Raw genomic sequence first — 25,269 nt, forward strand, 5'->3', positions numbered from 1 at the left:
TAGAGCCAATCTCGCAGGAGTGGCCATGACGAGTCAGGTACGGGGCGTCCAATTGGCTCGGCTGCTCGGGCAGTGGCACGCCCTTCCCGGCCGCCGACGCAGCCCCGACTACGCCGCGCTCGCCGGCGCGGTCCGCGGGCTGCTCGCCGACGGCCGGCTGCCGCTGGGCGTCCGGCTGCCCGCCGAACGGGAGCTGGCCGAGGCGCTGCGAATCAGCCGGACCACGGTGACCGCCGCCTACCGGCAGCTGCGCGAGACGGGCCACCTGGCCAGCCGCCGCGGCGCCGGCAGCTGGACCATGCTGCCCGGCAACCACCGGGTGGCCAGCTCCGGGCTCTGGACCCCGCAGGACGATCTGGACATGATCGACCTCGGCTGCGCCGCGCTGGCCGCCCCGCCGCAGCTGGTGCCGGCCGCCCGCGCCGCCGCCGAGGACCTGCCCCGCTACCTCTGCGGCGCCGGCTACCACCCGACCGGGATCGTCGAGCTGCGCGAGGCGGTGGCCGCCGCGTACACCGAGCGGGGCCTGCCCACCTCGGCCGAGCAGATCATGGTCACCAGCGGCACCCAGCACGCCCTCGACCTGGTGCTGCGGCTCGCCCTCGCGCCGGGCGCCAGCGTCCTGGTGGAGTCGCCGACCTACCCGAACGCGCTCGCCGCGCTGGCCGCCCGGCGGGCCCGGATCGCCACCCACGGGTTGGCCGCGGACGGCGCCGGCTGGGACGCCGACCTGCTGCTCGGCAGCCTGCGGCAGACCCGGCCGAAGCTGGCGTACCTGATCCCGGAGTTCCACAACCCCACCGGCCACCTGATGCCGACCGACCTGCGCGAGCGGGTGGTGGCCGCGGCCCACGCCGCCGGCACCGACCTGGTGGTCGACGAGTCCTTCGTGGAGCTGCCGCTGGACGGCACCGAGCTGCCCCCACCGACGGCGACCTTCGACCGGCACTCCCGGGTGATCTCCATCGGCGGAATGAGCAAGCCCTACTGGGGCGGCCTGCGCATCGGCTGGGTACGCGCCTCCGCCCCGCAGGTGCAGCGCCTCGCCGCGGCCCGGGTCGGGGTGGACATGGCCAGCCCGGTGCTGGACCAGTTGGTCGCGGTACACCTGCTGGCCGACGGGCCGGCGATCGTGGCGGCCCGCCGGGCGCAGCTCGCCGCCCAGCGCGACGCCCTGCTCGGCGCCCTCGCCGAGCGGTTGCCGGACTGGCGGGTCACCGTGCCGCGCGGCGGGGTGACGCTCTGGGCGGAGCTGGACGGGCCGATCTCCAGCGCGCTGGCCCGGGCCGCCGAGGAGGTCGGCGTACGGCTCGCGCCCGGTCCCCGGTTCGGGCTGGACGGGACGCTGGAGCGGTTCCTGCGGCTGCCCTTCACGCTGCCAGCGGGGGAACTGGTGGAGGCGGTCGACCGGATCGCGACGGTCCGCTACGACCTGGACCGGGCCGCCCGACCGCAGTGGCGGGAGCCCGCGGTCATCGCCTGACCCCGGCGCGGCGGCCGTCGCGGGGCCACGGCCGGGTCAGCCGGCTGTCAGACTGACCGCCGTGCTGGACAGCGGCACGACGCGACGGGCGTCGCGGATGCGGGTGATGACCGAGGGCTCCGCAGTCACCCCGCTGGAGCTCTTCTTCGACCTGGTCTTCGTCTACGGGCTCACCCAGGTGACCACGCTGATGGCCGACGACCTCACCGGGCGGGGCCTGCTGGTGCTCGCGCTGCTCTGGTGGTGCTGGTGTTGCTACGCCTGGCTCGGCAACACGGTGCGCGCCGACGAGGGGCCGGTGTGGCTGGTGCTCTTCGCCGTGATGGCCACCATGTTCGTGGTCGCGGTGACCATTCCGGAGGCGTTCGACGACCTGCCCGGTGGGCTCTCCGGGCCGGTCGTCTTCGCCGCCTGCTACCTGACGGTCCGGGTCCTGCACCTGGTGATCTACTGGTCCGCCGCCCGGGGCGACCGCGGTCTGCGCCGCCAACTGCTCCGCGCCGCCCTGCCGATGCTCGGCGGGACGGTGCTGCTCTTCTCGGCCGCGCTGCTGCCGCAACGGATCACCGACTCACCCGGGCCCCCGCACCCGGCAGTCGACCCGCGCCGGAGCTGCGCTGATGCCGCACCCGGTGGCCCGCCCGGAGGGGGCGGGCCACCGGCTCGGCGCGTTCAGAGTTCGGCGAGCGTGCCCTGGTACATCTTGTCGATCTCGGTCGAGAAGTTGCTCTCCACGCCGCGCCGCTTGATCTTCAGCGACGGGGTGATCTCACCGTCCTCAATGGTGAGGTCGCGCGGCAGGATGGTGACCTTCTTGATGGTCTCCCAGCGGTTGAGCTTGGCGTTGAGCTGGGCGACATACTCCTCGACCATGGCCCGCGCCTCGGGCGAGGCCACCACCGTGGCGTAGTCGCGCCCCTCCAGCGGCGTGCCGGCGGCCCAACCCTTGATCGCGTCCGGATCCAGCGTGACCAGCATGGTGCAGTAGTTGCGGGCCTGGCCGATCACGATCGCCTGCGAGGTGTACGGGCAGATCGCCTTGAACATCCCCTCGATGTGCGAGGGCGCGATGTACTTGCCGCCGGACGTCTTGACCAGGTCCTTCTTCCGGTCGGTGATCCGTAGGTAGCCCTGGTCGTCCAGACTGCCGATGTCGCCGGTGCGGAAGAAGCCGTCCTCGGTGAAGGCGGCGGCGGTATCCGCGGGCAGGTTGTGGTAGCCGCGCATCACCGGCCGGCCGCGCAGCAGAATCTCGCCGTCGGTGTCGATCCGGCACTCCAGGTCGCCCATCGCCCGGCCGACCGTGCCGATCCGCAGCCCGTCCGGCGGGTTGACGAAGTTGCCGGCGCTGGTCTCGGTCAGGCCGTAGCCCTCCGAGATCGGCAGGTTGGCGGCGGCGAAGAAGGTGGCGATCTCCGGGCTGAGCGGTGCCGCGCCGGAGACCAGCACCCGCATCCGGCCGCCGAGCCGGGCCTGGATCTTGCTGAAGACCAGCTTCTCGGCCAGCCCGTAGCGCAGCTTCAGCCCGGCCGGGAGCGGCTTGCCGGCCTGTTCCAGGGCGACCTTCTCCTTGCCGACGCGTACCGCCCAGGCGAAGATCTTCGCCTTCGCGCCGCCGGCGTCCTGCGCGGTGGTCACCGACTTGTTGTAGACCTTCTCGAAGACGCGGGGGGCGCCGCACATCAGCGTCGGCCGGATCACTCCGAGCAGGTCGACCAGCTTCTCCACCCGGCCGTCGACGTAGGTGGGCAGGCCGACGTGGGTGGCACCGCAGAGCAGCGTCTTGCCGAACGAGTGGGACAGCGGCAGCCAGAGGTACTGCAGGTCGTCGGGGCGCAGCAGGCCGAGCTCGGCCTGCGCGACGCCCTCCCAGACCCACCCGCCGTGCAGCAGCTCGACGCCCTTGGGGCGGCCGGTGGTGCCCGAGGTGTAGATCAGGGTGGCCAGATGGTCCGGGCCGATGCCCGCGACGATCATGTCGATCAGATCCGGCTCGGCGGTCAACGCCTGTTCGCCGCGGCGCTCCAGCTCGGCCAGGGTGAGCTGGGGGATGGCGGCGTTCGGGTCGGCGACGCCGTCGAAGAGCACCACGTGGGTCAGCGCGGGCAGCTCGGCGCCGGCGATCTTGGCGGCCTGGTCGGCGTTGTCCGCGAAGAGCACCCGCGACCCCGAGTCGGCGATGATGTAGGTCGCGTCCTCCGGCTCGGTGGTCGGGTAGACGGTCGTGGTCGCGCCGCCGGCACACATGATGCCGAGGTCCGCGATCACCCACTCCAGCCGGGTGGGCGCCAGGATCGCCACCGGTTCCTCAAGGCCGAGGCCGAGCCCGTGCAGCCCGGCGGCGACCGCCTTGGCACGGTCGCCCACCTGTCGCCAGGTCAGCCAGACCGGGCCGGAGTCGTCAGCCGCGGGGTGGGCGAAGGCCTGGCGGTCGGGCGTTTCCGCCACGCGCTTGAGGAACATGTCGGGGATGGAGCGGTACGGTACATCGAGAGCCATCGCTGTGCCGCCTTCGGGGGTGTGGCGTGACGGTCGTCACGTCATGGTGGTTACCGCAGAGTATTGCGTGGCACCCGGCGACGGCTAGCCCGGGTGATCGTCCGACAGGCTCGTCCCAGCAGGCGGAACGGACTCCTCAGGCGTAACGGGCGGCGATCAGCGACCAGTCGTAGGTGGCCCGGATCCAGTTGCGGCGCGCGGTGAGCACCGGGCGGATCGCCTCGTCGCCGGTCGCCAGCAACGCGGCTTCGCCGGCCAGGTACGCCGCCAACGCCCCGTTGAACCGGTCCGCCGCCGCCAGCAGGGCCTCGGCCTCGCCCTGTCGGGACTCCCGGGCGATCGCCGTGACCAGGTTGTGCCCGTCCGGGGCGACCCGCTCCTTGGCGTAGGAGAAGACGTCGTTGCACCAGCAGACCAGGTCCGCGGCGAGGGTGTCCACGGCGAGCAGCGCCGGTTCGGCCTGCGGCCCCGCACCCGGCAGCCCGTCCAGGGCGAGGTCGGTCAGCGCGAAGCTGGGGTGGACCCCGCCGGTGTGTCGCCGCATCTGGACGTACTCGGCCACCCCGGGCGCGCGCCGGTGCTCGCGATTCGCCGCCTCCCACAGCAGCGCCAGCAGGTAGTCGCGCAACCGGCTGACGAACCGCAGCAGCAGCGCCGGATGCCCGGCGGCCCGGACCCGGCGGCAGAGGTCGTGCAGCGCGGCGCCGAGCGCGCCGGCGGCGGGCGGTGCGACCCCCGCGTCGCCGTGCCGGTCGAGCACGTCCATCAGCCCGGCCACCACCGGCGCCAGGCGGGTGGGCGCGGCGCCGAGGCCGTCCTCGTCGCAGGCGTCGTCCACCACGAAGAGCCAGGAGATCAGGTCGGTCAGCAGGCAGAGCCGTTCCAGCGGTGCGTCCGGGCAGGCGCGGCCCGCCAGCCCGGCAGCGTCCGCCCGGCGCAGTCGGTCAAGCCGATGTCCGGAACTGATCAGCCCGAAACTCTGCGCCCACGCCGTGCTCTCTTCCGCCGCCAGATCGGTGCCGTGGTGGCGTCCCGCCGGGAAGGGGGGTTCCCGCAGCGCCGAGACCGCGAAGATCCGCATGGTGCCCCCAGTTTGTGCCGCGCCCCACGCGCGGCAGCGCGGAAAGCGTACGGGAGCAGAGATCGGTGCGGGTCGCTGGGTGCAAAATGCAGGACGGACAGTGGGTGACCGTTCACGCACAGTCAGTTACAACCCCAGGCTGGCGCCCCGCAGCCGCTGCGCCGACGCCGCCGGCCCGGCCAACTGGACCCGGGCGACCCGCTGGCGGCCGGAGAGGAACAACGTCAACTCGCCCGGTGCGCCGACCACCCGCAGCGGCTCGCCGCCCCGGCCGACGGAGAGTTCGCCGTATCCGGGCGCCTGCACGTAGAGATCGGCGGGGAACCGGCGCAGCGTCAGCCGGGCCAGCTGCGCGGCCCGCCGCCAGAGCGCGGACTGCAGACCGGCCGGCAGGTCCCGGGGCAGCCACCCGGGCCGGGCCCGGCGCACGTCCTCGTGGTGGATGAAGAACTCCATCGTGTTCGCCGCCTCGTCGGTGAGCGGGTTGCTCACCGGACTCCAGACCGGCGGCCGGCGTACCTGCGCCACCAGCTCGGCGAACGGCCGGGCGGCGATCCGCCGGCGGACCCGCTCGGCGTAGCCGCGCAGCGGCGGGAGCACGATGCCGCCGGCGGCGTCCGGGCGGCGTTCCCGCAGGACCAGGTGTGCGGCGAGGTCACGCGTCGACCATCCCTCGGCCACGGTCGGCGCGTCCGGCCCGACGGTCAGCAGGAGATCGGCCAGCGCTTCGCGCTCGGTTCGGGCGTACCGCGACATGGCCCGATGGTAGGCCCGGAAGTCCCGGCCGGCTCGCCGGCGCGGCCCACGACGCCGCGCGGACAAGGCACGTGACCGTCGACATACCCACGCGGTCGGCATCACCCGCCCCGAACGGTAAGGATGGAGGAGATAATTAAGGCTTACGGCGGGGGAACGCGTGGCGAGCAAGACGAGTCGGGACGTGCTCATCCGGGGCTTCGTGGTCCTCGGAAGGGCGATCCGGGAGCAGCCCCGGATCTTCGCGGTCGCGGTGAGCGGCAGTGTGCTCTTCGGGCTCATGGTGATCGCCAGCGCGTACGTCGTCGGCGCGGTGGTCGGCGACGTGGTGGTCCCCGCGATCGCCCGCGGGTCGATCGGCGTCGGCGCGCTCGTCCTGGCCGCGACGGCGCTCTTCGGGATCAGCGTGCTGCGGGTGGTCGGGATCTTCGGCCGCCGGCTCGGTGCGGGCTACATGCAGTACCGCCTCCAGGCCGCCTACCGGCGCCGGGTCACCCGCCGCTACCTCGATCTGCCGCTCTCCTGGCACCACCGCAACGCCACCGGCACCCTGCTCTCCAACGCCAACTCCGACGTCGAGGCGGCCTGGTATCCGATCGCGCCGCTGCCGTTCGCGGTCGGCACCCTGGTGATGCTGGTCGGCGCGGTCGTGTCGCTCTTCGTCACCGACTGGGCGCTGGCCCTGGTCGGGCTGGCGGTCTTCCCGGCGCTGTTCGCGCTGAACGTGGTCTACTCCCGCCGGATGGCGCCCCGACAGGCCCGGGCCCAGCGGCTGCGGGCCGAGGTCAGCGGGATCGCCCACGAGAGCTTCGACGGCGCGCTGGTGGTCAAGACGATGGGCCGGGAGGCGCAGGAGACCGCCCGGTTCGCCGGGCGCGCCGGCGAGCTGCGCGACGCGCTGATCGCGGTCGGGCGGCTGCGCGGCGTCTTCGACCCGATGCTGGAGGCCCTGCCCAGCCTGGGCACCCTCGCCGTGCTGGTGGTCGGCGCGTTCCGGCTGCGGCAGGGCGCGATCGACGTCACCGAGCTGGTCAGCGTGGCGTTCCTCTTCACCGTGCTGGCCTTCCCGGTGCGGGCGATCGGCTGGGTCCTGGCCGAGCTGCCGCGCAGCGTCGCCGGCTGGGACCGGGTCAGCCGGGTGCTCGACGCCACCGGCGAGATGCCGTACGGCGACCGCGAGTTGCCGGCCGACCCGACACCGGCCACCCTCCAGTTCGCCGACGTCAGCTTCGGCTACGAGCCGGCCGAGGCGCACCTGCCCGGCACCGAGGTGCTCGGCGAGGTCACCTTCACCGTGCCGGCCGGTCGGACGGTCGCACTGGTCGGGCCCACCGGCGCCGGCAAGTCGACCATCGCGTCGCTGGCCGTGCGGCTGGTCGACCCGCGCGCGGGCACGGTCACCCTGGACGGGGTGGACGTCCGCCAGCTCACCGCCGGGTCGCTGGCCCGTACCGCCGCGCTGGTCGCCCAGGTGCCGTTCGTCTTCGACGACACGGTGCGCGCCAACATCGCGCTGGACCGGCCGGGGATCGGCGACGACGACGTCTGGGCGGCGCTGCGGTTGGCCGAGGCGGACGGCTTCGTCGCCGCGCTGCCCGACGGGCTGGACACCATGGTCGGGGAGCGGGGCACCTCGCTCTCCGGCGGGCAGCGGCAGCGGCTGACCCTGGCCCGGGCGTTGGCCGGCCGGCCCCGGCTGCTGGTCCTCGACGACGCGACCAGCGCGGTCGACCCGAGAGTGGAGGCGGCCATCCTGGCCGGGCTGCGCTCGGCCGACCGGCCCGGCGCCGCCGTCGCGTCGATCCTGGTGGTGGCGTACCGGCGGGCCACCATCGCGCTGGCCGACGAGGTGATCTACATCGAGCAGGGCCGGGTGGTGGCCCGGGGCACGCACGCCGAGCTGCTCGCCACGGTGCCCGGCTACACCGACCTGGTCACCGCCTACGAGCAGGCCGAGGTGGAGCGCGCCCAGGAAGAGCCGTACGACGAGGGGGCCGACCCGCTGTCGTCGGGCCTGGAGATCGAGGTGGACCGGTGAGCGCGAGGAGTGAGCTTGCGAGCCCCGCAGTCGCGAACGAAAGGCCGGCACCGGTGAGCGCGAGGAGTGAGCTTGCGAGCCCCGCAGTCGCGAACGGAGGGGTGGACCGGTGAGTGAGGTCGAGGAGCGGCCGGAGGCGGGCGAGTCGACCTGGCGGACGCTGCGCCGGGGCCTGGCGCTCTCCCCGGAGTTGCGTACGGGGCTGATCGGCACCCTGGGCCTGGCCCTGGTCTACATGGTCGGCCGGGTCGCCGTGCCGGTCGCCGTGCAGCAGGGCATCGACCGCGGCATCGTCGGCGGGCTGGACCTCGACGTGGTGTGGATCGTGACGGCGGTGACCGCGGTCATCCTGGCGGTGACCACGCTCTGCGGCTACCTGATGATGCGCCGGTTGTTCACGGTGAGCGAGACCGCGCTGGCCAACGTCCGGACCAGGGCGTTCCGGCACGTGCACGACCTGTCGATGCTGCACCAGCAGTCGGAGCGGCGTGGCTCGCTGGTCTCCCGGGTGACCAGCGACGTCGACCAGATCACCCAGTTCCTCCAGTGGGGCGGGGTGATCCTGCTGGTCAACCTCGGTCAGCTGGTGGTCACCACGATCGTGATGCTGGTGTACTCGTGGCAGCTGACGCTGGTGGTGTTCGCCGCCTTCCTGCCGGCGGTGTTCGTGATCCGGCAGCTCCAGCGCCGGCTCGGCGCGGCGTACGGGACGGTCCGCCAGCGCACCGGCACCCTGCTCGGTGCGATCGGTGAGAGCGTGGTCGGCGCGCCGGTGATCCGGGCGTACGGCATCGCCGGGCGCACCGCCCGGCGGCTGGACGAGGCGATCGACGGGCAGCGTCAGGCGCAGCAGCGGGCCATCCGGATCAGCATCGTGGGCAGCTCGGTGGGCGAGCTGGCGGCGGGCCTGGCGCTGGCCGGCGTGGTGGTGCTCGGGGTCACCCTCGGGGTGGACGGCACCCTCTCCATCGGTCAGCTGACCGCGTTCCTGTTCCTGGTCACCCTCTTCATCCAGCCGGTGCAGATCGCCACCGAGGTGCTCAACGAGGCGCAGAACGCGATCGCCGGCTGGCGCCGGGTGTTGGACGTGCTGGACGTGGCGCCGGACGTGGCCGACCCCGGCGAGCAGGGGCGGGACCTGCCGGCCGGTCCGCTGGACATCCGCTTCTCCGGAGTGGGCTTCGCCTATCCGGGCGGTCCGCCGGTGCTGCACGAGATCGACGTGGAGATCCCGGCGAAGAGCCGGGTGGCGGTGGTCGGCGAGACCGGCAGCGGCAAGACCACCTTCGCCAAGCTGCTCACCCGGCTGATGGACCCGACCGCCGGGGCGGTGCTGCTCTCCGGGGTGCCGCTGGACGACGTCCGGTTCGACTCGCTGCGTTCGCGGGTGGTGATGGTGCCGCAGGACGGCTTCCTCTTCGACGCCACGGTGGGGGAGAACGTCCGGTTCGCCCGGCCGGAGCTGACCGACGAGCAGCTCGGCACGGCCTTCGGTGAGCTGGGGCTGGCCGACTGGCTCGCCGGGCTGCCCGCCGGGCTGGACACCCCGGTGGGGGAGCGCGGCGAGGCGCTGAGCGTGGGAGAGCGGCAGCTGGTCGCGCTGGCCCGGGCGTATGTGGCCGACCCCGACCTGCTGGTGCTGGACGAGGCGACCAGCGCGGTCGACCCGGCCACCGAGGTGCGGCTGCAACGCACCCTGGACGCGGTCACCCGGGGGCGGACCACGCTCGCCATCGCGCACCGGCTCTCCACCGCCCAGGCCGCCGACGAGGTGATCGTGGTGGACCGGGGTCGGATCGTCCAGCGCGGGCCGCACGACGAGCTGGTCCGCGACCCCGAGTCCACCTACGGCCTGCTCTACGCCTCGTGGCTGGAGCAGACCCGCTGAGCGCGGGTCAGCGGGAGTAGAACTCCACCACCAGCTGCTCGTCGCAGATCACCGGCACCTCGTGCCGTTCCGGCTCGCGCACCAGGGTCGCCCGCAGCGTGGCCAGGTCCACCGACAGGTACGGCTGGCCCGGCCCGTCGCCGCGGTTGGCGCCGGCGGCGGCGAGCTGGAACGGCAGTCGTTCCCGGCTGCGCTCCCGGACGCCGACCACCTGGCCGGGGCGCAGCCGGTACGACGGCCGGTCGACCTTGCGTCCGTCGACGGTGATGTGCCCGTGCGCGACCAGCTGCCGCGCCTGGTAGATGCTGCGGGCCAGCCCGGCCCGGTGGACCACCGCGTCGAGTCGCCGCTCCAGGAGCGCGACCAGGCTCTCGCCGGTCTTGCCGGCGCCCCGGACCGCCTCGTCGAAGGTGCGGCGCAGCTGGGTCTCGCTGACGTTGTACTGGCGGCGCAGGCGCTGCTTCTCCAGCAGCCGCACCTGGTAGTCGGAAGTCTTGCGGCGCTGCCGGCCGTGCACGCCCGGGGGGAAGGGCCGACGCTCGAAGTACTTGACGCACTTGGCGGTCAGGGGGATGCCGAGGGCGCGGGAGAGCCGGACCTTGGGCCGGGACTGGTTCACGGTGGACCTCTCCGATCGAGTGCTCTAGGGTGCTAGTTAGGTAAGGCTAACCTATGAAGGAGAGCGTCATGCGGCCCAGCCCCGCGGAGATCGTCCGCACTCTCGTCGCGGGCCGGCTTCCCGGTCTCGTCCACCTCGCGCACCGGCCCGGTCCGCACCACGTGCGGCACGTCACCGATCCGGACGGGCAGGTGCTGCTGCTGGTGCCGGTGGTCAGCGACCTGGCCGCCGCGCTGCGTCCGGCGGACGGCGAGGACGACGTCGCGCTCGTCCTCGACGTGCTCGACCTGCCGCCCGCGGCCGGCGCGCCGACGCTGGGCCGGGCCTGGGTCTCCGGCTGGGCGACCGAGTTGGGCGGCGACGAGGCACGGGCGGCGGCGGTCGACTTCGCCGCCGCCGAGCCGACCGGTGACCTGCTCGACCTGGGCGTCCGGTTCCGGCTGTTCCGCTTCGAGGTGGTCGAGGCGCGCTGGGAGCGCGCCGGCGGCGTGCGCCGGATCGACCCCGAGGCGTACGCCGCGGCGGAGCCGGATCCGCTGCACCCGGTCGAGGCGGAGCTGCTGGCCGACCTCGCGGACCACCACGGTGCCGAGGTGGCGGGCTACCTGCGCCGGCAGCTCGGGCTGACCGACGACGGCGACGGCCCGCCCCGGGTGGTTCGGATCGACCGGTACGGGCTGGTCGTCGCCCTGGGGCGGCCCGGCGCCCGGCGGCGGGTCCGGCTCGCCTTTCCGCACCCGGTCGCCGACCACGCCGAGCTGGTCCGGCTGCTGCACCCGATGGTCTGCCCCCGCGCCGCCGCGGGCTGACCGGGGCCGGCTCGGCGACCCGCGGTCAGCCGGTGAGGTCGCCGGTGAGGTAGCGCTGCACGGTCGGCCCGACGGTGGCCACCAGCGTCTCCGGGGCGGCGGAGGCGACCGGCTCCAGCCGGATCACGTGCCGCATCATGGCCAGCCCGATCAGCTGGCTGGCCACCAGCGAGCCGCGCAGCGGCAGCTCGGCCGGGTCGATGTCGAGGTGCTCCAGCACCCGGCGCAGCACCTGGGTGACGATGAACTCCCGCAGCAGCCGGGCCGTCCACTCGTTGCTCACCGCCGAGCGCAGCAGCGCCACCCCGGCGGTGCTGGCCGGGGAGTCCCAGACTCCGAGGAACATCCGGACGAGGCGCTCGCCGATGCCGTCCGGGCCGCCCGCGAGCACCTTCGGCAGCAGCTCCCGGGGATTGACCGGCGCCTGCATCGCCGCCAGGAAGAGCTGGTCCTTGTTGCCGAAGTAGTGGTGCACCAGGGCCGGGTCCACGCCGGCGGCGGCGGCGATCGACCGGATCGAGGCCGCGTCGAAGCCGCGCTCGGCGAACGCCGCCCGTGCCGCGTCGAGGATCGCCTCGCGGGTGTCCGGCTTGCCGGGTCGCCGGCCGGTCCGTCGCGTCATCGCCGCCCTTCGCTCGTTCATCCGCCGCCCCCGGGACGTGGTTGCCCGGCCCCCGCCGGGCGCCGTGCCCGGGCCCGCCGGCGCCGCCGGCCGGCCCGGGCGCCGGGTCAGCCGCTGCGCCGCCGCAGGGTGGTCGCGGCCAGCACCAGGGCGAGCACCACGGCCCCGGCCACCACCGTCAGGTCCCGCCACATCCGACCGGTCGGGTCGGCGTGCGCGCCGACCTCCTGCAACGCCTCGACGGCGTACGACAGCGGCAGCGCGTCGCTGACCGCCTGGAGCCAGCCGGCCATCTGATCCCGGGCCACGAAGAGCCCGCAGAGCAGCAGCTGGGGGACGACCACGACCGGCATGAACTGTACGGCCTGGAACTCGGTGCGGGCGAAGGCGCTGCAGAGCAGCCCGAGCGCGACGCCGAGCACCGCGTCGACCACCGCGATCAGGATCACCAGCCCGCTGCTGCCCGCGGTGTCCAGGTCGAAGACCCAGTACGCCACCCCGGCGGCGACCGCGGCCTGCACGGTGGCGGCGAGACCGAACGCGATGCCGTAGCCGAAGAGCAGGTCCAGCTTGCCCAGCGGGGTGGTGAGCAGCCGTTCCAGCGTGCCGGTGGTGCGCTCCCGGAGCATGGCGATGCTGGTCACCAGGAACATGATCACGAAGGGGAAGATGCCGAGCATGACCAGCGCCACCCGGTCGAACGTCGACGGCTGTCCGGGCGGGGTGGGCTGGTCGGCGTACATGAAGTAGACCAGGGTGAGCAGCGCGGCCGGGACGGCGACCAGGAGCGCGACGGTGCGTCGGTCGTGCCGCAGCTGACGCAGGACGCGGCCGGTCGTGGCGGCCAGGATCCGGGCGTTCACGCCGCCTCCCCGGTGCCGGCCGGCGCCGCCTCGCCGGCCCGGATCAGTCGCAGGAACGCCTCGTCGAGGTCGTCGACGCCGGCCGCGGCGCGCACCGCGTCGGGGCTGTCGTCGGCGATCAGCCGCCCCTCGCGGATCAGCAGCAGCCGGTTGCAGCGGGCCGCCTCGTCCATCACGTGGCTGGAGACGAGCAGCGTGGTGCCGGCCGCGGCCATGGCGTGGAACCGGGCCCAGAGGTCGGCCCGCAGCACCGGGTCCTGCCCGACCGTGGGCTCGTCCAGGATGACCAGCTCCGGTTGGCCGACCAGCGCACACGCCAGCGAGGCGCGGCTGTGCTGGCCGCCGGAGAGATTGCCCACCAGCTGGCCGGCGGCCGAGGCGAGCCCCACGTCGCGGATCGCCTGCTCGGCCTCGGCGTGGCCGCGCCCGTAGAGCGCGGCGAAGTAGCGGGCGTTCTCCCGCACGGTCAGGTCCGCGTAGACGCTGGGCGCCTGGGTGAGGTAGCCGACCCGGTGGCGCAGCGCGGCGGACCCGGCGGGCTGGCCCAGCACGGTGACGCTGCCGCCGTGGACCACCTGCACCCCGACCACCGCGCGCATGAGGGTGGTCTTGCCGCTGCCGCTCGGCCCCAGCAGCCCGGTGACCGCGCCGCGCGGGACCGCGCAGCTGATGCCGTGCAGCACCCGCCGTCGACCCCGGTCGACGACCAGGTCACGGACGGCGATCGCATCGTCCATCGTCCACCTCCCAAACTCATCAAGTGTTGAACTCAACGCTAGATGAGATACCGGCCGGCACGCAACGGTTGACTTCGTGTGCACTCGAACTGGAAGCCTGGACGGGTGGACGTGGACATCAGCACTCGGGAGATCACCCTCACCGTCGGCGAGGCGGCCGAGCGGGTCGGCCTCACCACCTACACGCTGCGCTGGTACGAGCAGGAGGGCCTGGTGGCCCCGGTCGGGCGGGACTCCGCCGGGCGACGTCGCTACACCCCCGGCGACGTGGACTGGCTCTTCCTGCTCACCCGGCTGCGCCGGACCGGCATGCCGGTGCGGGACATGCGCCGCTACGCCGAGCTGGCCCGGCAGGGCGACCACACCCTCGGCGCCCGGCGGGCGCTCTTCGAGGCGCACCGTGACCGGGTACTGCAACGGATGGCCGACCTCGAGGACGACCTGAAGGTGCTCGAGTACAAGATCGATGCCTACCGCCGGGCGGAGCAGGAGGTCCGGTGACCCGCCACCGGACGGGTGACCGGAAGATCGACGGTCACCGACGAAAGGTATCCTGAGGCAGCAATCAGAAGCCTCGGGCACTAGCCATCGGACCGGACAGTCGGTCCGGCATCGGACATTGCGCCTCGAACGGACGTGCGGCACGATGACGCCGTGGGTCACGCTCCGTTACCGGACGCCGGCTTCCTCGACGACTGGGCCGCCCGGCTGCGCCAGTTCGCCGAGCGACCCGTCGTCGGCATCATGCTGCGCGGCAGCCATGCCCGGCAGGCGGCCACCGCGCACAGCGACGTCGACCTCGACGTGCTGGTCGTCGGCGCCCCGTACGCGGCGCAGCGGGCGTACCTGGCGCGGACTCCGGGCAGGCTGACCCACGTGTCGGTGGCCGCCCGGGACATCCGGTCCTGGGTGGCCCGACTCGGCGAGCCCGCCGACTGGGCGTTCGGCCTGCCGGTCTTCGCGCCGGCCCGGCTGCTCTGGGCCGACGCGCACTGGCGGCGCCGGATCGACCTGCCGGTGCTCTGCCAGCCGGCCGGCGAGCCGCAGCTGGAAGAGCTGATCGCCACGCTCGGTAAGGCTGCCCGGGCCCGGGCAACCGCGGACCACCTCGGCGTCCGGCTCGCCGCCGCGGACCTGGCCCGGCTCTGCCCCTCGGTGCTCCGGCTGGCCAACCCCTCGGTGCGGGTCGCCTCCCGCCGGGCCGCGTTCGCCGCCGCGCTGAACCTGCCGGTCGCGCCGCCCGGCTACCGCGAGGACATGCTGCTCTGCCTCGGCCTGCGTCCCGGCGCCACCGGGCAGCTCTGGGCGGCGGCGGTGCGGCTGGTGACCGGCACGCTCCCGCTGATCCGCCCGTACGCCGCGCGGATCGCCGAGGCCGCCGGGGCGGACCTGGCCGACGCGCTGCTCGACGGCCGGCTGCACCGCTACGTCGCCCAGCTCACCGGCCCCACCGAGGGTCCGAACCGGCCCGGTCGGGAGCCGTCGCCGGTGCCCGCGCCGCGTGCGGGAGAATGGCTCACTGTGCCCGTACCTGACGCGCCGGTGACCGGCGCCCCCAGCGAAGCGAGCGAGCCGACGGCCACGGCCCGCCCGTCCCGGCTCGACCCGGCCATCGCGGCCCGGCTCCGGCGTACCGCCGACGGGCTGGTGGCGGCGGTCGTGCGCCAGCACGGCTCCGGCGAGGTGCTGATGGTCGCCTGGATGGACGACGAGGCGCTGCATCGCACCCTCACCACCGGACGGGCGACCTACTGGTCGCGCAGCCGCCGGGAGTACTGGGTCAAGGGCGCCACCTCCGGGCACCACCAGTACGTCCGCTCGGTGGCGCTGGACTGTGACGGCGACGCGTTGCTGGTGAGCGTCGACCAGGTCGGCGCGGCGTGCCACACCGGTCACCGCACCTGCTTCTTCGAGGAACTGCCGGTCACCGGCGCGGAGGCGCCGTGAGCGCCGCGGCCCCCGCCGGCGGCGCGGGACGCCAGGGACGGGTCCGGTCATGACCGACGGCGTGGTGAGCCCCGACGAGGCGACCTTCACCGGGCTGGCCGCCCGCTGGCGGGTGGTGCCGGTGACCCGGCGGCTGCTCGCCGACGCGGAGACCCCGGTCGGGGTCTACCGGAAGCTGGCCGGCGGCCCGGGCACCTTCCTGCTGGAGTCCGCCGAGCAGGGCGTCGGCTCCGCCGGGATGGCCTGGTCGCGCTACTCGTTCATCGGTGTACGCAGCGGCGCCACCCTGGTCGAGCGGGACGGCGCGGCGGCCTGGCTCGGCCAGCCGCCGGCCGGGCTGCCCACCACCGGTGATCCGGTCGAGGTGCTGCGGGAGACCGTCGCGGCCCTCGCCGGCCCGGCCTGGGACCCGGCCAGCGGGATGCCGCCGCTGACCGGGGGCATGGTCGGCTACCTCGGCTACGACCTCGTCCGGCGCTTCGAGCGGCTGCCCGAGCTGACCGAGGACGACCTGGGCGTGCCGGAGCTGGGCATGATGCTCGCCACCGACCTGGTGGTACTCGACCACTACGACGGCTCGGCGATCCTGGTCGCCAACGCGGTCCTGCCCCCGCTGGACGAGCCGGACCGGGACGCGCGGGTCGCCGCGGCGTACCACCACGCGGTGGGGCGGCTGGACGCGATGACCACCGCGCTGTCCCGGCCGATCCCGCCGATGATCTCCACGGTCGACCGGCCCCCGACCGGCGAGGTGGCCAGCCGGACCCCGGACGGCGGCTATCCCAAGGCGGTGGAGGCGGCCAAGGAGGCGATCCGGGCCGGCGAGTGCTTCCAGATCGTGCTGTCGCAGCGGTTCGAGCGGGCCACCCACGCCGACCCGCTGGACGTCTACCGGGTGCTGCGCACCACCAACCCGAGCCCGTACATGTACCTGCTGCGCTTCGACGGCTTCGACATCGTCGGCTCCTCGCCGGAGGCGCACCTGAAGGTGACCACCGCCGCCGACGGGCAGCGCCGGGCGCTGCTGCACCCGATCGCCGGCACCCGACCGCGTGGTGGCACCGCGGTCGCCGACGCCCGGCTCGCCGCCGAGCTGCTCACCGACCCGAAGGAGCGGGCCGAGCACGTCATGCTGGTCGACCTGGGCCGCAACGACCTCGGCCGGGTCTGCCAGCCGGGCACGGTCGAGGTGCCCGAGTTCGCCACCATCGAGCGGTACAGCCACGTCATGCACATCGTCTCCACCGTGGTCGGCACGCTGCGGGCGGACCGGACGGCGTTCGACGCGCTGGCCGCGACGTTCCCGGCCGGCACCCTCTCCGGCGCGCCGAAGGTGCGCGCCATGGAGATCATCGAGGAGCTGGAGCCGGTCCGGCGCGGCGTCTACGGCGGCACCGTCGGCTACTTCGGCTTCGGCGGCGACCTGGACATGGCGATCGCCATCCGGACCGCGCTGATCCGCGACGGGCGGGCCTACGTGCAGGCCGGAGCCGGCGTGGTGGCCGACTCCGACCCGGCCGCCGAGGACCAGGAGACCCGGAACAAGGCCGCAGCCGTGCTGGCCGCCATCGTCGCCGCCGAAACCCTCCGGGCCGCCCGATGACGGGGGGTGCGCGGCCGGGCGCGGGACGGCGCGAGCTGACGTACGCGGTGCTGCTCAGCCTCGCCGGCGCGGGCCTCGCGCTCTGGGCGGCGACCCGCACCTGGTCGGTCGAGCTGACCGTACGCCCGACGCCGCTGCCGCCGGAGCGCACCACCCACAGCGGTGGTGGCCTGCTGCCGTGGCTGCCGGCCCTGGCGGTGGTCGGGCTGGCCGGCGGGGGCGCGGTGCTCGCCACCCGGGGCCGGCTGCGCCAACTGCTCGGCGCCCTGCTCGCCCTGCTCGGGGTGGCGGTGGCGGTCGGCGGTGGCTACGGCCTGCTGGCCGGGTTCGCCGGGGCGGTGAACCGGCAGTGGCCCGCCCTCTGTCTGCTCGGCGGGCTGATGGCCGCCGCGGGTGGGCTGTTGACGGCGCTGCGCGGGCGCGGCTGGCCGGCGATGGGCGCCCGGTACGAGCGGCCGTCCCGGGTCGAGCCGGCGGGACCGGTGGCCGCACCGTCCGGCCCGGTCGCCGGGCGGCGCACCACCGAGGCGTGGGACGCGCTGGACCGGGGCGAGGACCCGACGGTCAGCTGACCGGCTGCTCCTCGCGCTGACGGCGGGCGGCGGCCCGGGTCGCGGCCAGCTCGGCCACCAGGCGGTCCAGCTCGGCCCGCCGGTCGGCGCGGGCCCGGTCGGCGCAGACCGCCTCCCACGCGTTCCCCCGCGCGGTCCGCATCCGCCCCTCGCCGACCACCGCGCGCTCCAGCGTGTGCACCACGCCGACGGCGAGGGACGCGACGGTCCGCGAGATGGTGGTCAGTCCGACGGTCGGGTTCGGATCGGCAGTGCTCATGGTCACCCCGCAGGAGGATGGTTGGCGACGGGTCGGCAGGCGCGTCATCGAGTCTGCCTGAGGGACATGCTTGCCGGCTCACGTTTCGCCGCGGTGACCGGCCGGTCAACTGTCCATCAGGGCCCAACACCAGGGACAGAGCCACTCGTCCTTGAGCTTGATCACAGCATCGACGCTCATCGCTGAGCGGGCGGCGGGCGACCCGGTGGTGGCATGATCTATGCGTCGACGTCGATGCGAGCCGGGGTTGGCCCCGAGCGTCGCCGGTCGGTCCGGGAGGTGGCGCTGCGTGACATCCTCTTCACGGCAGGTCGGCCATTATGCCCCAGCCGGTTTCGTGAGGAGCGCCATACCCCCACCACCTGGCGCCAGCTGGCGCCCCCTAGCATCGGCCCATGACACCCGGAGAGGGGAGTCCGATGGTGACTGCTGAGCATGCGCACGCGGAGGGGGACGAGGCCGGTCCGGCGGCGTCCGCAAGCGTGCTCGACGAGATCCTGGCCGGGGTGCGCGAGGACGTCGCCCGGCGACAGGAGCAGGTTCCGCTGGAGCGGATCCGGGAACTGGCCGCCGCCGCCCCGCCGCCCCTGGACGCGTACGCGGCCCTGCGCCGCCCCGGCGTCGCGGTGATCGCCGAGGTGAAGCGCTCCTCGCCGTCCAAGGGTCAGCTCGCCGAGATCGCCGACCCGGCCGATCTGGCCGGCGACTACGCGGCCGGCGGCGCCCGGGCGATCAGCGTGCTCACCGAGGGGCGCTGGTTCGGCGGCTCGCTGGACGACCTGGCGGCGGTCCGCGCCGCGGTGCAGATCCCGGTGCTCCGCAAGGACTTCGTGGTCTCCAGCTACCAGGTGCACGAGGCGCGTGCGCACGGCGCCGACCTGGTGCTGCTGATCGTCGCCGCGCTGGAGCAGAACGTGCTGATGGGCCTGCTGGAGCGGATCGAGTCGCTCGGCATGACCGCGCTCGTCGAGGTGCACGACGAGGAGGAGGCCGACCGGGCGCTGGAGGCCGGTGCGCAGGTCATCGGGGTCAACGCCCGCGACCTGCGTACCCTGGAGGTCGACCGCTCGGTCTTCGAGCGGATCGCGCCCGGCCTGCCGAGCAGCGTCGTCAAGATCGCCGAGTCCGGTGTACGCGGCCCGCACGACCTCATCCGGTACGCGTCGGCCGGCGCCGACGCGGTGCTGGTCGGCGAGGGCCTGGTCACCCAGAAGAGCCCCCGGGAGGCGGTGGCCGAGCTGGTCAACGCCGGCAACCACCCGGCCACGCCCCGCCCGGCGCGCTGATCCCGCGCCGGCTCCGCCCGCAGCGAGAGGACGATCCGATGAGCGCCGACGCGCTGGCCCCGGCGGCCGGCCCGCAGCCCGACTCCGCCGGCCACTTCGGCCGCTTCGGCGGCCGTTTCGTGCCCGAGGCCCTGGTGGCCGCGCTGGACGAGCTCGACGGGGCGTGGCGCACGGCGATGGCGGACGAGTCCTTCCGGGCCGAGTTCGGCGTGCTGCTGCGTGACTACGCCGGCACGCCGTCGCTGCTCTACGAGGCCCGACGGCTCTCCGCGAAGGTCGGCGCCCGGGTGTTGCTCAAGCGGGAGGACCTGAACCACACCGGCGCGCACAAGGTGCGCAACGTGCTCGGTCAGGCGCTGCTCACCAAGCGGATGGGCAAGACCCGGGTGATCGCGGAGACCGGCGCCGGCCAGCACGGGGTGGCCACCGCCACCGCCGCCGCGCTGTTCGACCTTCAGTGCGTGGTCTACATGGGCCAGGTGGACACCGAGCGGCAGGCGCTCAACGTGGCCCGGATGCGGATGCTCGGCGCCACGGTCGTCCCGGTGACCAACGGCTCGCGGACCCTCAAGGACGCCATGAACGAGGCGATGCGGGACTGGGTCGCCAACGTCGACGACACCCACTACCTGATCGGCACCGCCGCCGGCCCGCACCCGTTCCCGGCCATGGTGCGCGACTTCGTACGCGGCATCGGCGACGAGGCCCGCCAGCAGTGCCTCGACCTGACCGGCGCGCTGCCCGACGCGGTGACCGCCTGCGTCGGCGGCGGCTCCAACGCGCTCGGCATCTTCCACGCCTTCGTCGGCGACCCGGACGTGCGGCTCTACGGCTTCGAGGCGGGTGGCGACGGGGTCGCCACCGGCCGGCACGCGGCCAGCATCACCGGCGGCTCCGCCGGCGTGCTGCACGGCACCCGCACCTACGTGCTGCAGGACGCCGACGGCCAGACCCAGGAGTCGCACTCGATCTCCGCCGGCCTGGACTACCCCGGGGTCGGGCCGGAACACGCCTGGCTGCACGACACCGGCCGGGCGACCTACGCCCCGGTCACCGACGACGAGGCGATGGCCGCGTTCGAGCTGCTCTGCCGCACCGAGGGGATCATCCCGGCGATCGAGAGCGCGCACGCGCTCGCCGGCACCGTCGCGATCGCCCCGAAGCTCGCCGCCGAGCTGGGCCGGCAGCCCACCATCGTGGTCAACCTCTCCGGCCGGGGCGACAAGGACGTGCACACCGCCGGCGACTACTTCGGCATCCTCGACAAGGAGCAGTGAGATGAGCCGGATCGGGGTCGCCTTCGACAAGGCCCGCGCGGACGGCCGGGCCCTGCTGGTCGGCTGCATGCCGGCCGGCTTCCCCACCGTCGAGGGCAGCATCGCGGCGATGACCGCGATGGTGGAGGCCGGGGTCGACGTGATCGAGGTGGAGATTCCCTACTCCGATCCGGTGATGGACGGCCCGGTGATCCAGAAGGCCAGCGACATCGCGCTCGCCGGCGGGGTGCGCACCGCCGACACGCTGCGCATCATCGAGGCGGTCGCGGCCACCGGCGCGCCGGTGGTCACCATGACCTACTGGAACCCGGTCGAGCGGTACGGCGTCGACGCCTTCGCCCGTGACCTCGACGCCGCCGGCGGCACCGGCCTGATCACCCCGGACCTCATCCCCGAGGAGGCCGGCGAGTGGCTGGCCGCCTCGGACGCGTACGGGCTGGACCGGACGTTCCTGGTCTCCCCGTCCTCCACCGACGCGCGGCTGGCGATGACCGTCGAGCACTGCCGGGGCTTCGTCTACGCCACCGCGATCATGGGCGTGACCGGCGCCCGGTCGCAGACCTCCACGGCGGCGCCGGTGCTCGTCTCCCGGGTGCGGGAGGTGACCGACCTGCCGGTGGGCGTCGGGCTCGGCGTCGGCACCGGCGCGCAGGCCGGCACGGTCGGCGGCTACGCCGACGGGGTGATCGTGGGCAGCGCCCTGGTCCGCTGCCTGCTCGACGCCCCGGACGAGGCCGCCGGGCTGGCCGCCCTGCGCGCGCTCAGCGCCGAACTCGCCGAGGGCGTGCGCAACCCCACCCGCTGAGCCCGCCCGCGCGGCAGCGCCGCACGGACGCGTCTCCTCCGCCGCCAACGTCGGCCTCGGAGCTGCCCGCCCAACCGGCGGACCCGCGTCGCGCGTGGTGTCACCGCTGGGCGGAGGTGTCCCGCCCGGGGCGCGGGCCCGGCACCGCCCGGTCCGGGTCGAGCGCCGGGGCCGGGCCGCAGCGGCCCAGCACGCCGGAGTGGCCGGCGGTGGCATCGGCGATGGCCACCCGGGTGGTCGGGGTGACCGCCGCCGGCAGCGCCGACGGGTCGTGCCAGGAGAGCCGGCACCCGCCGGGCGGTTCGGCCGCCGGCCGGTCGCCGCGGATCCGGGCCCGGAAGACGTGTACGAGGACGTCCGGCGGCAGGGCCGGCCGGCCGGGCGGCGTCACCTCGGGTGCCGGCTCGGTGAGCCGGTAGAGCCCGACCAGGTCGATCACCTCGACGTCGTAGCCGGTCTCGGCGCGGATGTCGCGCACCGCCGCCTCGACCGGGCTCTCGGCCCGCCGCAGCCGCCCGCCGGGCAACGCGTAGCGCCGCTCGCCGCGACCCTGGCGGCAGAGCAGCACCCGACCGGCCCGATCGGTGACGACCGCAGCGACCGCCCAGGTGAGCGTGCTCATGGACAAAGAGCCTACGGTGGCGCAAACCAGAAGTCACCGCGATCGGTCCGACCGGTGGACCGGGGTGCCACCGAACGGCTCCTCAGCGGTAGCGTGTGCATCCGTGACTCTCGCCTCGCTGTCGCCCCAGGCGGCACTGCCCAGCCCCAGCACCGCCGTCTGGCAGCTCGGACCGGTGCCGATCCGGGCGTACGCGCTGTGCATCATCGTCGGCATCGTGGTGGCCTGCCTGGTCACCGAGTACCGGTTGCGGCGGCGCGGGGTCGCACCCGGCGCGGTGCTGGACATCGCGGTGTGGGCGGTGCCGACCGGCATCATCGGCGCCCGGATCTACCACGTGATCACCTCGCCGGAGAAATACTTCGGCACCGGTGGCGACCCGATGAAGGCGTTCGCCATCTGGGAGGGTGGGCTCGGCATCTGGGGCGCGGTCGCCGGCGGCGCGATCGGCGCCTGGATCGCCGCCCGGCAGCTCGGCATCCCGTTCGCGGTGGTCGCCGACGCGCTGGCCCCGGGTCTGCCGCTGGCCCAGGCGATCGGCCGGGTCGGCAACTGGTTCAACAACGAGCTCTTCGGCGGCCGGACCACCCTGCCGTGGGGTCTGGAGATCCACCGGATGGACCCGGACAATCCGGGTCACGCGCTGCGCGACGACGCCGGCCAGCCGATCCTCGAACCCGGTCTCTACCAGCCGACCTTCGCCTACGAGGCGATCTGGAACGTCGGCGTCGCCGCGCTGGTCTTCTTCCTCGACCGCAAGCTGCGGCTCGGCCGGGGGCGGGCGTTCGCGCTCTACGTGATGGGCTACACCGCCGGCCGGTTCTGGATCGAGCTGATGCGCACCGACGAGGCGAACACGATCCTCGGCGTACGCCTCAACGTCTGGACCGCCGGGCTGGTCTTCCTCGGCGCGCTGATCTACTTCGTGCGGGTCCGCGGCCCGCGGGAGTACCTGATCCCGCTCGACGCGGCCGCGCCGGCCGTCCCGGCCACGCCGGCCGGGTCCGACGTCTCGCAGGTCGACCTCTCCGCCCGGGAGGCCGGGTCCCGCCCGGCCGCGCCCGAGGGCTACCGGGTGGTCGACGAGGAGCAGTTCCGGGCCTACCAGGAGACCGGTGCGGTGCCCGCCGATCCGGCGGCCGACGCGCCGAGCGCCGACGGCACGCCCGCCGACGAGGCGACGGTGCCCGCGGCGCGGTCCGACGCGGCGGCCGACGCCGAGCCCGACGCCGGCGACCCGGACCGGACGGTCGACGAGACCGAGCCGACCCGCGACGACGACCGGGCCGGCGCGACCGGCTCCGGCCCGGCCGAGCGCGACAGCTGACGGGGGAGCGGCACCATGCGTAGCGCGGTGGTGGTCGGCGCCGGGATCGGCGGCCTGTCGGTCGCCGGCGCGCTGGCCCGCTCCGGCTGGCGGGTCACCCTGCTCGAACGGGCCGACCGGGTCCGCCCCGAGCCGACCGCGGTGGTGCTCTGGCCCAACGGGGTGCGCGCGCTGCGGGCGCTCGGCCTCGGCGCCGGCCTGGAGGCGATCGCCACCCCGCTGCCCGACACCGGGGTACGCCGTCCCGACGGCCAGTGGCTGGTGCAGCCGCGCCCCATCCCGGCCGACCGGATGCCGGTGGTGGTGCACCGGGAGGACCTGCACGACGCGCTGATCGCCGGGCTCGGCGACCGGGTGGAGCTGCGCACCGGCGTGACGGTGCGCAGCGTCCGCGCCGAGCCGGGCGAGCGGCCGGCGGTCGGCGACGGTCGGCAGATCATCGAGGCCGACCTGGTGGTCGCCGCCGACGGGACGGACAGCGAGGTCCGCCGCCGGCTCGCGCCCGAGGCCACCGTCGTCAGCTCCGGCTCCGCCGCGTGGCGCGCGGTGATCCCCTGGTACCGGGCGCCCCGGCTGCCCGCCGACCAGCCGATCGGCGGCGAGGTGCTGGGCGCCGGTTACCGCTTCGTCTCCGCCTCGCTGGGCGAGCGCGGCTCGTCGGGCGGCTCCAGCCGGGGCGGCATCTACTGGGTGGCCACCGCGGCCGGTGCACCCCGCCCGGAGCCGCCGGAGACCCAGCTCGCCCTGCTCCGCCGCTGGTACGCCGGCTGGCCGGGGCCGATCGGCGACCTGCTCGACGCCACCGACCCGGCCGACCTGGTCCAGCAGGAGGTGCGCGAGCTGCGCCCGTTGCCCCGCGCATACGGCTTCCCGGTCGGCCCGGGTGGCGTGGTGCTGCTCGGCGACGCGGCGCACGCCATGCCGCCGCACCTGGGTCAGGGCGCCTGCCTCGCCTTCGAGGACGCGGCCACCCTCGCCGTGCTGCTGCGCGAGTCCCGGTTGCCTGACGCGGTGCAGGCGTACGACCGGGTGCGCCGCCCTCGGGCGGCGAGCGTGGTCCGGCAGACCCGCCGGATGTCGGCGGTGCTGCAGACCCGGGGCCGGCTGGCGCTGCGGGCCCGGGACGCCGCGCTCGGCACCCTGACTCCCCGCCTCCTCAACACCGCCGCCGCCTCCGCCGCCCAGTGGCGCCCGCCGGCCTGACACCGCCGCTGCTCGGGTCGATCATGCAGTCGTGGTGGTGGACGAACGGCGCGGTTCACCCCGGTCCGGGCACCACAACGCCATGATCGACGGCGTCACGGTCCCGGTCAGGGGATGAGGGCGGCGGGTTCGGCGATGCAGGCGGTGCCGATCCGGCGGAAGCCGACCCGCAGGTAGACCCGGGCGATCTCCTCGCTGCCGGCGGAGAGGAAGATCAGCTCGGTGCCGGCGTCGTGCAGCTCACGGGCCAGTGTCGCGGTGACCGCCGCGCCCAGCCCTCGGCGGCGGGCGGTGGGCAGCGTGCCCACCCCGGCGATCTCGGCGACGTCGCCGACCCGCATCGCCATCCCGCTGGCCAGCGCCCCGTCCGCCGCCGTGGCGGCCACCACCGACAGGCGCCGGCCGTCCGCGATCCGGGCGCGTTCCTCGTCGAGCGCGGCGAGCTCCAGCTCGGTCATGGCCGCGTCCCGCTGCGCCGGACCGGCGTCGCCCGGGGCGGTGCCGGCCGCGGCGAACGCCACCGCGGCGACCGCCCGGCGGGCCGCCACATCCGCGGCGAAGTCCGGCGAGTCCGGGTCCAGCACCCGCACCGGTACGTCGCTGAGCGTCGCCGGGTCGGGCAGCGTCGCCGGGTCGAGCACCATCAGCGGGGCCTCCAGCACGGCGAGCCCGGCCGAGCGGGCCACCGGCAGCAGCTCGGGGGTCGTCTCGTGCACCCACTCGAAGGCCTCGGGCAGGCCCAGCTCCCGCTGACGCTCCCGGGCGGCGTTGACGTCGGCCAGCGAGGGGGGTTCGGTCGCGTCCCGCCGGGGCCGGGCGTAGAACGGGAAACCGCCGCCGTCGCGGACGAAGAGCACCAGTCCGCCGTACTCCTCCACCCGCGCCGCATCGCGGGGCACCGCGTCGTAGAAGCGTTCCAAACGGTCGAAGAGGTCCTTGTGCAGGGGATCCACCGCGCGAGACTACACGTCCC

General features: G+C 74.6%; 23 protein-coding genes and 2 pseudogenes. 15 read left to right on the plus strand and 10 right to left on the minus strand.

The window, feature by feature from the left end; genetic code table 11:
• Window positions 1-25 precede the first annotated feature (25 nt).
• Complete coding sequence (locus tag AB0C04_RS08475) at window positions 26-1,483, plus strand: PLP-dependent aminotransferase family protein (RefSeq protein WP_357050289.1); 1,458 nt, start codon at window positions 26-28, stop codon at window positions 1,481-1,483.
• Window positions 1,484-1,589: 106 nt separating this feature from the next.
• A pseudogene (locus AB0C04_RS08480) lies at window positions 1,590-2,036 on the plus strand (low temperature requirement protein A); the annotation flags it as partial.
• Between the two features lie 119 nt (window positions 2,037-2,155).
• Here the strand turns inward: AB0C04_RS08480 and AB0C04_RS08485 are convergent.
• The 3 genes from AB0C04_RS08485 to AB0C04_RS08495 all read right to left on the minus strand — a co-directional run bounded on the left by AB0C04_RS08485 (window position 2,156) and on the right by AB0C04_RS08495 (window position 5,819).
• The gene (locus AB0C04_RS08485) at window positions 2,156-3,982 is read right to left on the minus strand and encodes a long-chain fatty acid--CoA ligase (protein WP_357050292.1); all 1,827 of its coding nucleotides are present in this window, start codon (window positions 3,980-3,982) and stop codon (window positions 2,156-2,158) included.
• 136 nt (window positions 3,983-4,118) lie between these two features.
• Window positions 4,119-5,063: a terpene synthase gene (locus AB0C04_RS08490; protein WP_357050295.1), complete on the minus strand. Its 945-nt coding sequence runs from the start codon at window positions 5,061-5,063 to the stop codon at window positions 4,119-4,121.
• Window positions 5,064-5,189: 126 nt separating this feature from the next.
• Entirely contained in the window at window positions 5,190-5,819 is a 630-nt protein-coding gene (locus AB0C04_RS08495) for a TIGR03085 family metal-binding protein (RefSeq protein WP_357050298.1), read from the minus strand.
• Window positions 5,820-5,979: 160 nt separating this feature from the next.
• On the opposite strand from AB0C04_RS08495, the gene AB0C04_RS08500 reads away from it, so the two are divergent.
• Window positions 5,980-7,857, plus strand: coding sequence for an ABC transporter ATP-binding protein (locus AB0C04_RS08500; RefSeq protein WP_357050301.1), 1,878 nt, complete (start codon window positions 5,980-5,982; stop codon window positions 7,855-7,857).
• Window positions 7,858-7,966: 109 nt separating this feature from the next.
• On the plus strand, window positions 7,967-9,745 hold the full coding sequence (locus AB0C04_RS08505) for an ABC transporter ATP-binding protein (protein ID WP_357050304.1): 1,779 nt from the start codon (window positions 7,967-7,969) through the stop codon (window positions 9,743-9,745).
• Window positions 9,746-9,752: 7 nt separating this feature from the next.
• Here the strand turns inward: AB0C04_RS08505 and rpsD are convergent, their stop codons facing one another.
• Entirely contained in the window at window positions 9,753-10,364 is a 612-nt protein-coding gene (rpsD, locus tag AB0C04_RS08510) for a 30S ribosomal protein S4 (protein ID WP_357050307.1), read from the minus strand.
• A 68-nt stretch (window positions 10,365-10,432) separates the two neighbouring features.
• Here rpsD and AB0C04_RS08515 point away from each other — a divergent pair, with 68 nt between their 5' ends.
• A complete protein-coding gene (locus AB0C04_RS08515; protein ID WP_357050310.1) occupies window positions 10,433-11,173 on the plus strand; it encodes a DUF2470 domain-containing protein in 741 nt (246 codons plus the stop codon).
• A gap of 25 nt (window positions 11,174-11,198) precedes the next feature.
• Here the strand turns inward: AB0C04_RS08515 and AB0C04_RS08520 are convergent, their stop codons facing one another.
• From AB0C04_RS08520 to AB0C04_RS08530, 3 genes are all read right to left on the minus strand, one after another.
• Window positions 11,199-11,795: a TetR family transcriptional regulator gene (locus AB0C04_RS08520; protein ID WP_350872948.1), complete on the minus strand. Its 597-nt coding sequence runs from the start codon at window positions 11,793-11,795 to the stop codon at window positions 11,199-11,201.
• Between the two features lie 107 nt (window positions 11,796-11,902).
• The gene (locus AB0C04_RS08525) at window positions 11,903-12,658 is read right to left on the minus strand and encodes an ABC transporter permease (protein WP_357050315.1); all 756 of its coding nucleotides are present in this window, start codon (window positions 12,656-12,658) and stop codon (window positions 11,903-11,905) included.
• Window positions 12,655-13,395 (minus strand): ABC transporter ATP-binding protein, encoded by a 741-nt coding sequence (locus AB0C04_RS08530; protein ID WP_357050318.1) that lies wholly within the window; start codon window positions 13,393-13,395, stop codon window positions 12,655-12,657. The genes AB0C04_RS08525 and AB0C04_RS08530 overlap by 4 nt, the downstream gene beginning before the upstream one ends.
• Window positions 13,396-13,500: 105 nt before the next feature.
• On the opposite strand from AB0C04_RS08530, the gene AB0C04_RS08535 reads away from it, so the two are divergent.
• From AB0C04_RS08535 to AB0C04_RS08555, 5 genes and pseudogenes are all read left to right on the plus strand, one after another.
• A complete protein-coding gene (locus AB0C04_RS08535; RefSeq protein WP_357050321.1) occupies window positions 13,501-13,896 on the plus strand; it encodes a MerR family transcriptional regulator in 396 nt (131 codons plus the stop codon).
• 243 nt (window positions 13,897-14,139) lie between these two features.
• Window positions 14,140-14,736 (plus strand): annotated as a pseudogene (locus AB0C04_RS08540) (phosphoribosyl-AMP cyclohydrolase); the annotation flags it as partial.
• 201 nt (window positions 14,737-14,937) lie between these two features.
• Window positions 14,938-15,342 carry a phosphoribosyl-AMP cyclohydrolase gene (gene hisI / locus AB0C04_RS08545; protein WP_357050788.1) on the plus strand — a complete coding sequence of 135 codons (405 nt, stop codon included), beginning with the start codon at window positions 14,938-14,940 and terminating at the stop codon, window positions 15,340-15,342.
• Between the two features lie 49 nt (window positions 15,343-15,391).
• Window positions 15,392-16,945 (plus strand): anthranilate synthase component I, encoded by a 1,554-nt coding sequence (locus AB0C04_RS08550; RefSeq protein ID WP_357050324.1) that lies wholly within the window; start codon window positions 15,392-15,394, stop codon window positions 16,943-16,945.
• On the plus strand, window positions 16,942-17,517 hold the full coding sequence (locus AB0C04_RS08555) for a Trp biosynthesis-associated membrane protein (protein WP_357050326.1): 576 nt from the start codon (window positions 16,942-16,944) through the stop codon (window positions 17,515-17,517). The genes AB0C04_RS08550 and AB0C04_RS08555 overlap by 4 nt, the downstream gene beginning before the upstream one ends.
• Here the strand turns inward: AB0C04_RS08555 and AB0C04_RS08560 are convergent.
• Entirely contained in the window at window positions 17,510-17,776 is a 267-nt protein-coding gene (locus tag AB0C04_RS08560; RefSeq protein WP_357050791.1) for a hypothetical protein, read from the minus strand. The genes AB0C04_RS08555 and AB0C04_RS08560 overlap by 8 nt on opposite strands.
• A gap of 482 nt (window positions 17,777-18,258) precedes the next feature.
• Here AB0C04_RS08560 and trpC point away from each other — a divergent pair, with 482 nt between their 5' ends.
• Genes trpC through trpA form a run of 3 tightly spaced genes read left to right on the plus strand, consistent with a single transcriptional unit; the run spans window position 18,259 to window position 21,144 of the window.
• Window positions 18,259-19,062 carry an indole-3-glycerol phosphate synthase TrpC gene (trpC, locus tag AB0C04_RS08565; RefSeq protein WP_350872951.1) on the plus strand — a complete coding sequence of 268 codons (804 nt, stop codon included), beginning with the start codon at window positions 18,259-18,261 and terminating at the stop codon, window positions 19,060-19,062.
• 38 nt (window positions 19,063-19,100) lie between these two features.
• Window positions 19,101-20,339, plus strand: a complete 1,239-nt coding sequence (gene trpB, locus AB0C04_RS08570; RefSeq protein ID WP_357050329.1) for a tryptophan synthase subunit beta — start codon at window positions 19,101-19,103, stop codon at window positions 20,337-20,339.
• Between the two features lies 1 nt (window position 20,340).
• Window positions 20,341-21,144, plus strand: coding sequence for a tryptophan synthase subunit alpha (trpA, locus tag AB0C04_RS08575; RefSeq protein WP_357050332.1), 804 nt, complete (start codon window positions 20,341-20,343; stop codon window positions 21,142-21,144).
• Between the two features lie 100 nt (window positions 21,145-21,244).
• Here trpA and AB0C04_RS08580 read toward each other — a convergent pair whose 3' ends face one another.
• Entirely contained in the window at window positions 21,245-21,766 is a 522-nt protein-coding gene (locus tag AB0C04_RS08580) for an NUDIX hydrolase (protein ID WP_357050336.1), read from the minus strand.
• Window positions 21,767-21,869: 103 nt separating this feature from the next.
• Between AB0C04_RS08580 and lgt the strand changes: the two genes are divergently transcribed.
• Both lgt and AB0C04_RS08590 read left to right on the plus strand, forming a co-directional pair.
• Complete coding sequence (gene lgt / locus AB0C04_RS08585) at window positions 21,870-23,093, plus strand: prolipoprotein diacylglyceryl transferase (RefSeq protein WP_357050339.1); 1,224 nt, start codon at window positions 21,870-21,872, stop codon at window positions 23,091-23,093.
• 15 nt (window positions 23,094-23,108) lie between these two features.
• Window positions 23,109-24,296 carry an NAD(P)/FAD-dependent oxidoreductase gene (locus AB0C04_RS08590; protein ID WP_357050342.1) on the plus strand — a complete coding sequence of 396 codons (1,188 nt, stop codon included), beginning with the start codon at window positions 23,109-23,111 and terminating at the stop codon, window positions 24,294-24,296.
• A gap of 107 nt (window positions 24,297-24,403) precedes the next feature.
• On the opposite strand, the gene AB0C04_RS08595 is transcribed toward AB0C04_RS08590, so the two are convergent.
• The gene (locus tag AB0C04_RS08595) at window positions 24,404-25,240 is read right to left on the minus strand and encodes a GNAT family N-acetyltransferase (protein ID WP_357050795.1); all 837 of its coding nucleotides are present in this window, start codon (window positions 25,238-25,240) and stop codon (window positions 24,404-24,406) included.
• Window positions 25,241-25,269: the final 29 nt, after the last annotated feature.

Origin of the sequence: Micromonospora sp. NPDC048909 (assembly GCF_040649635.1) — a bacterium.
In the GTDB taxonomy this organism is placed as follows: domain Bacteria; phylum Actinomycetota; class Actinomycetes; order Mycobacteriales; family Micromonosporaceae; genus Micromonospora.

Bases quoted from the DNA above. Each gene is read 5' to 3' on its own strand.
- AB0C04_RS08475 (WP_357050289.1), top strand. From the start codon at position 26: ATGACGAGTCAGGTACGGGGCGTCCAATTGGCTCGGCTGCTCGGGCAG.
- AB0C04_RS08485 (WP_357050292.1), bottom strand. From the start codon at position 3,982: ATGGCTCTCGATGTACCGTACCGCTCCATCCCCGACATGTTCCTCAAG.
- AB0C04_RS08490 (WP_357050295.1), bottom strand. From the start codon at position 5,063: ATGCGGATCTTCGCGGTCTCGGCGCTGCGGGAACCCCCCTTCCCGGCG.
- AB0C04_RS08495 (WP_357050298.1), bottom strand. From the start codon at position 5,819: ATGTCGCGGTACGCCCGAACCGAGCGCGAAGCGCTGGCCGATCTCCTG.
- AB0C04_RS08515 (WP_357050310.1), top strand. From the start codon at position 10,433: ATGCGGCCCAGCCCCGCGGAGATCGTCCGCACTCTCGTCGCGGGCCGG.
- AB0C04_RS08520 (WP_350872948.1), bottom strand. From the start codon at position 11,795: ATGACGCGACGGACCGGCCGGCGACCCGGCAAGCCGGACACCCGCGAG.
- AB0C04_RS08530 (WP_357050318.1), bottom strand. From the start codon at position 13,395: ATGGACGATGCGATCGCCGTCCGTGACCTGGTCGTCGACCGGGGTCGA.
- AB0C04_RS08550 (WP_357050324.1), top strand. From the start codon at position 15,392: ATGACCGACGGCGTGGTGAGCCCCGACGAGGCGACCTTCACCGGGCTG.
- AB0C04_RS08555 (WP_357050326.1), top strand. From the start codon at position 16,942: ATGACGGGGGGTGCGCGGCCGGGCGCGGGACGGCGCGAGCTGACGTAC.
- AB0C04_RS08560 (WP_357050791.1), bottom strand. From the start codon at position 17,776: ATGAGCACTGCCGATCCGAACCCGACCGTCGGACTGACCACCATCTCG.
- trpB (WP_357050329.1), top strand. From the start codon at position 19,101: ATGAGCGCCGACGCGCTGGCCCCGGCGGCCGGCCCGCAGCCCGACTCC.
- trpA (WP_357050332.1), top strand. From the start codon at position 20,341: ATGAGCCGGATCGGGGTCGCCTTCGACAAGGCCCGCGCGGACGGCCGG.
- AB0C04_RS08580 (WP_357050336.1), bottom strand. From the start codon at position 21,766: ATGAGCACGCTCACCTGGGCGGTCGCTGCGGTCGTCACCGATCGGGCC.
- AB0C04_RS08590 (WP_357050342.1), top strand. From the start codon at position 23,109: ATGCGTAGCGCGGTGGTGGTCGGCGCCGGGATCGGCGGCCTGTCGGTC.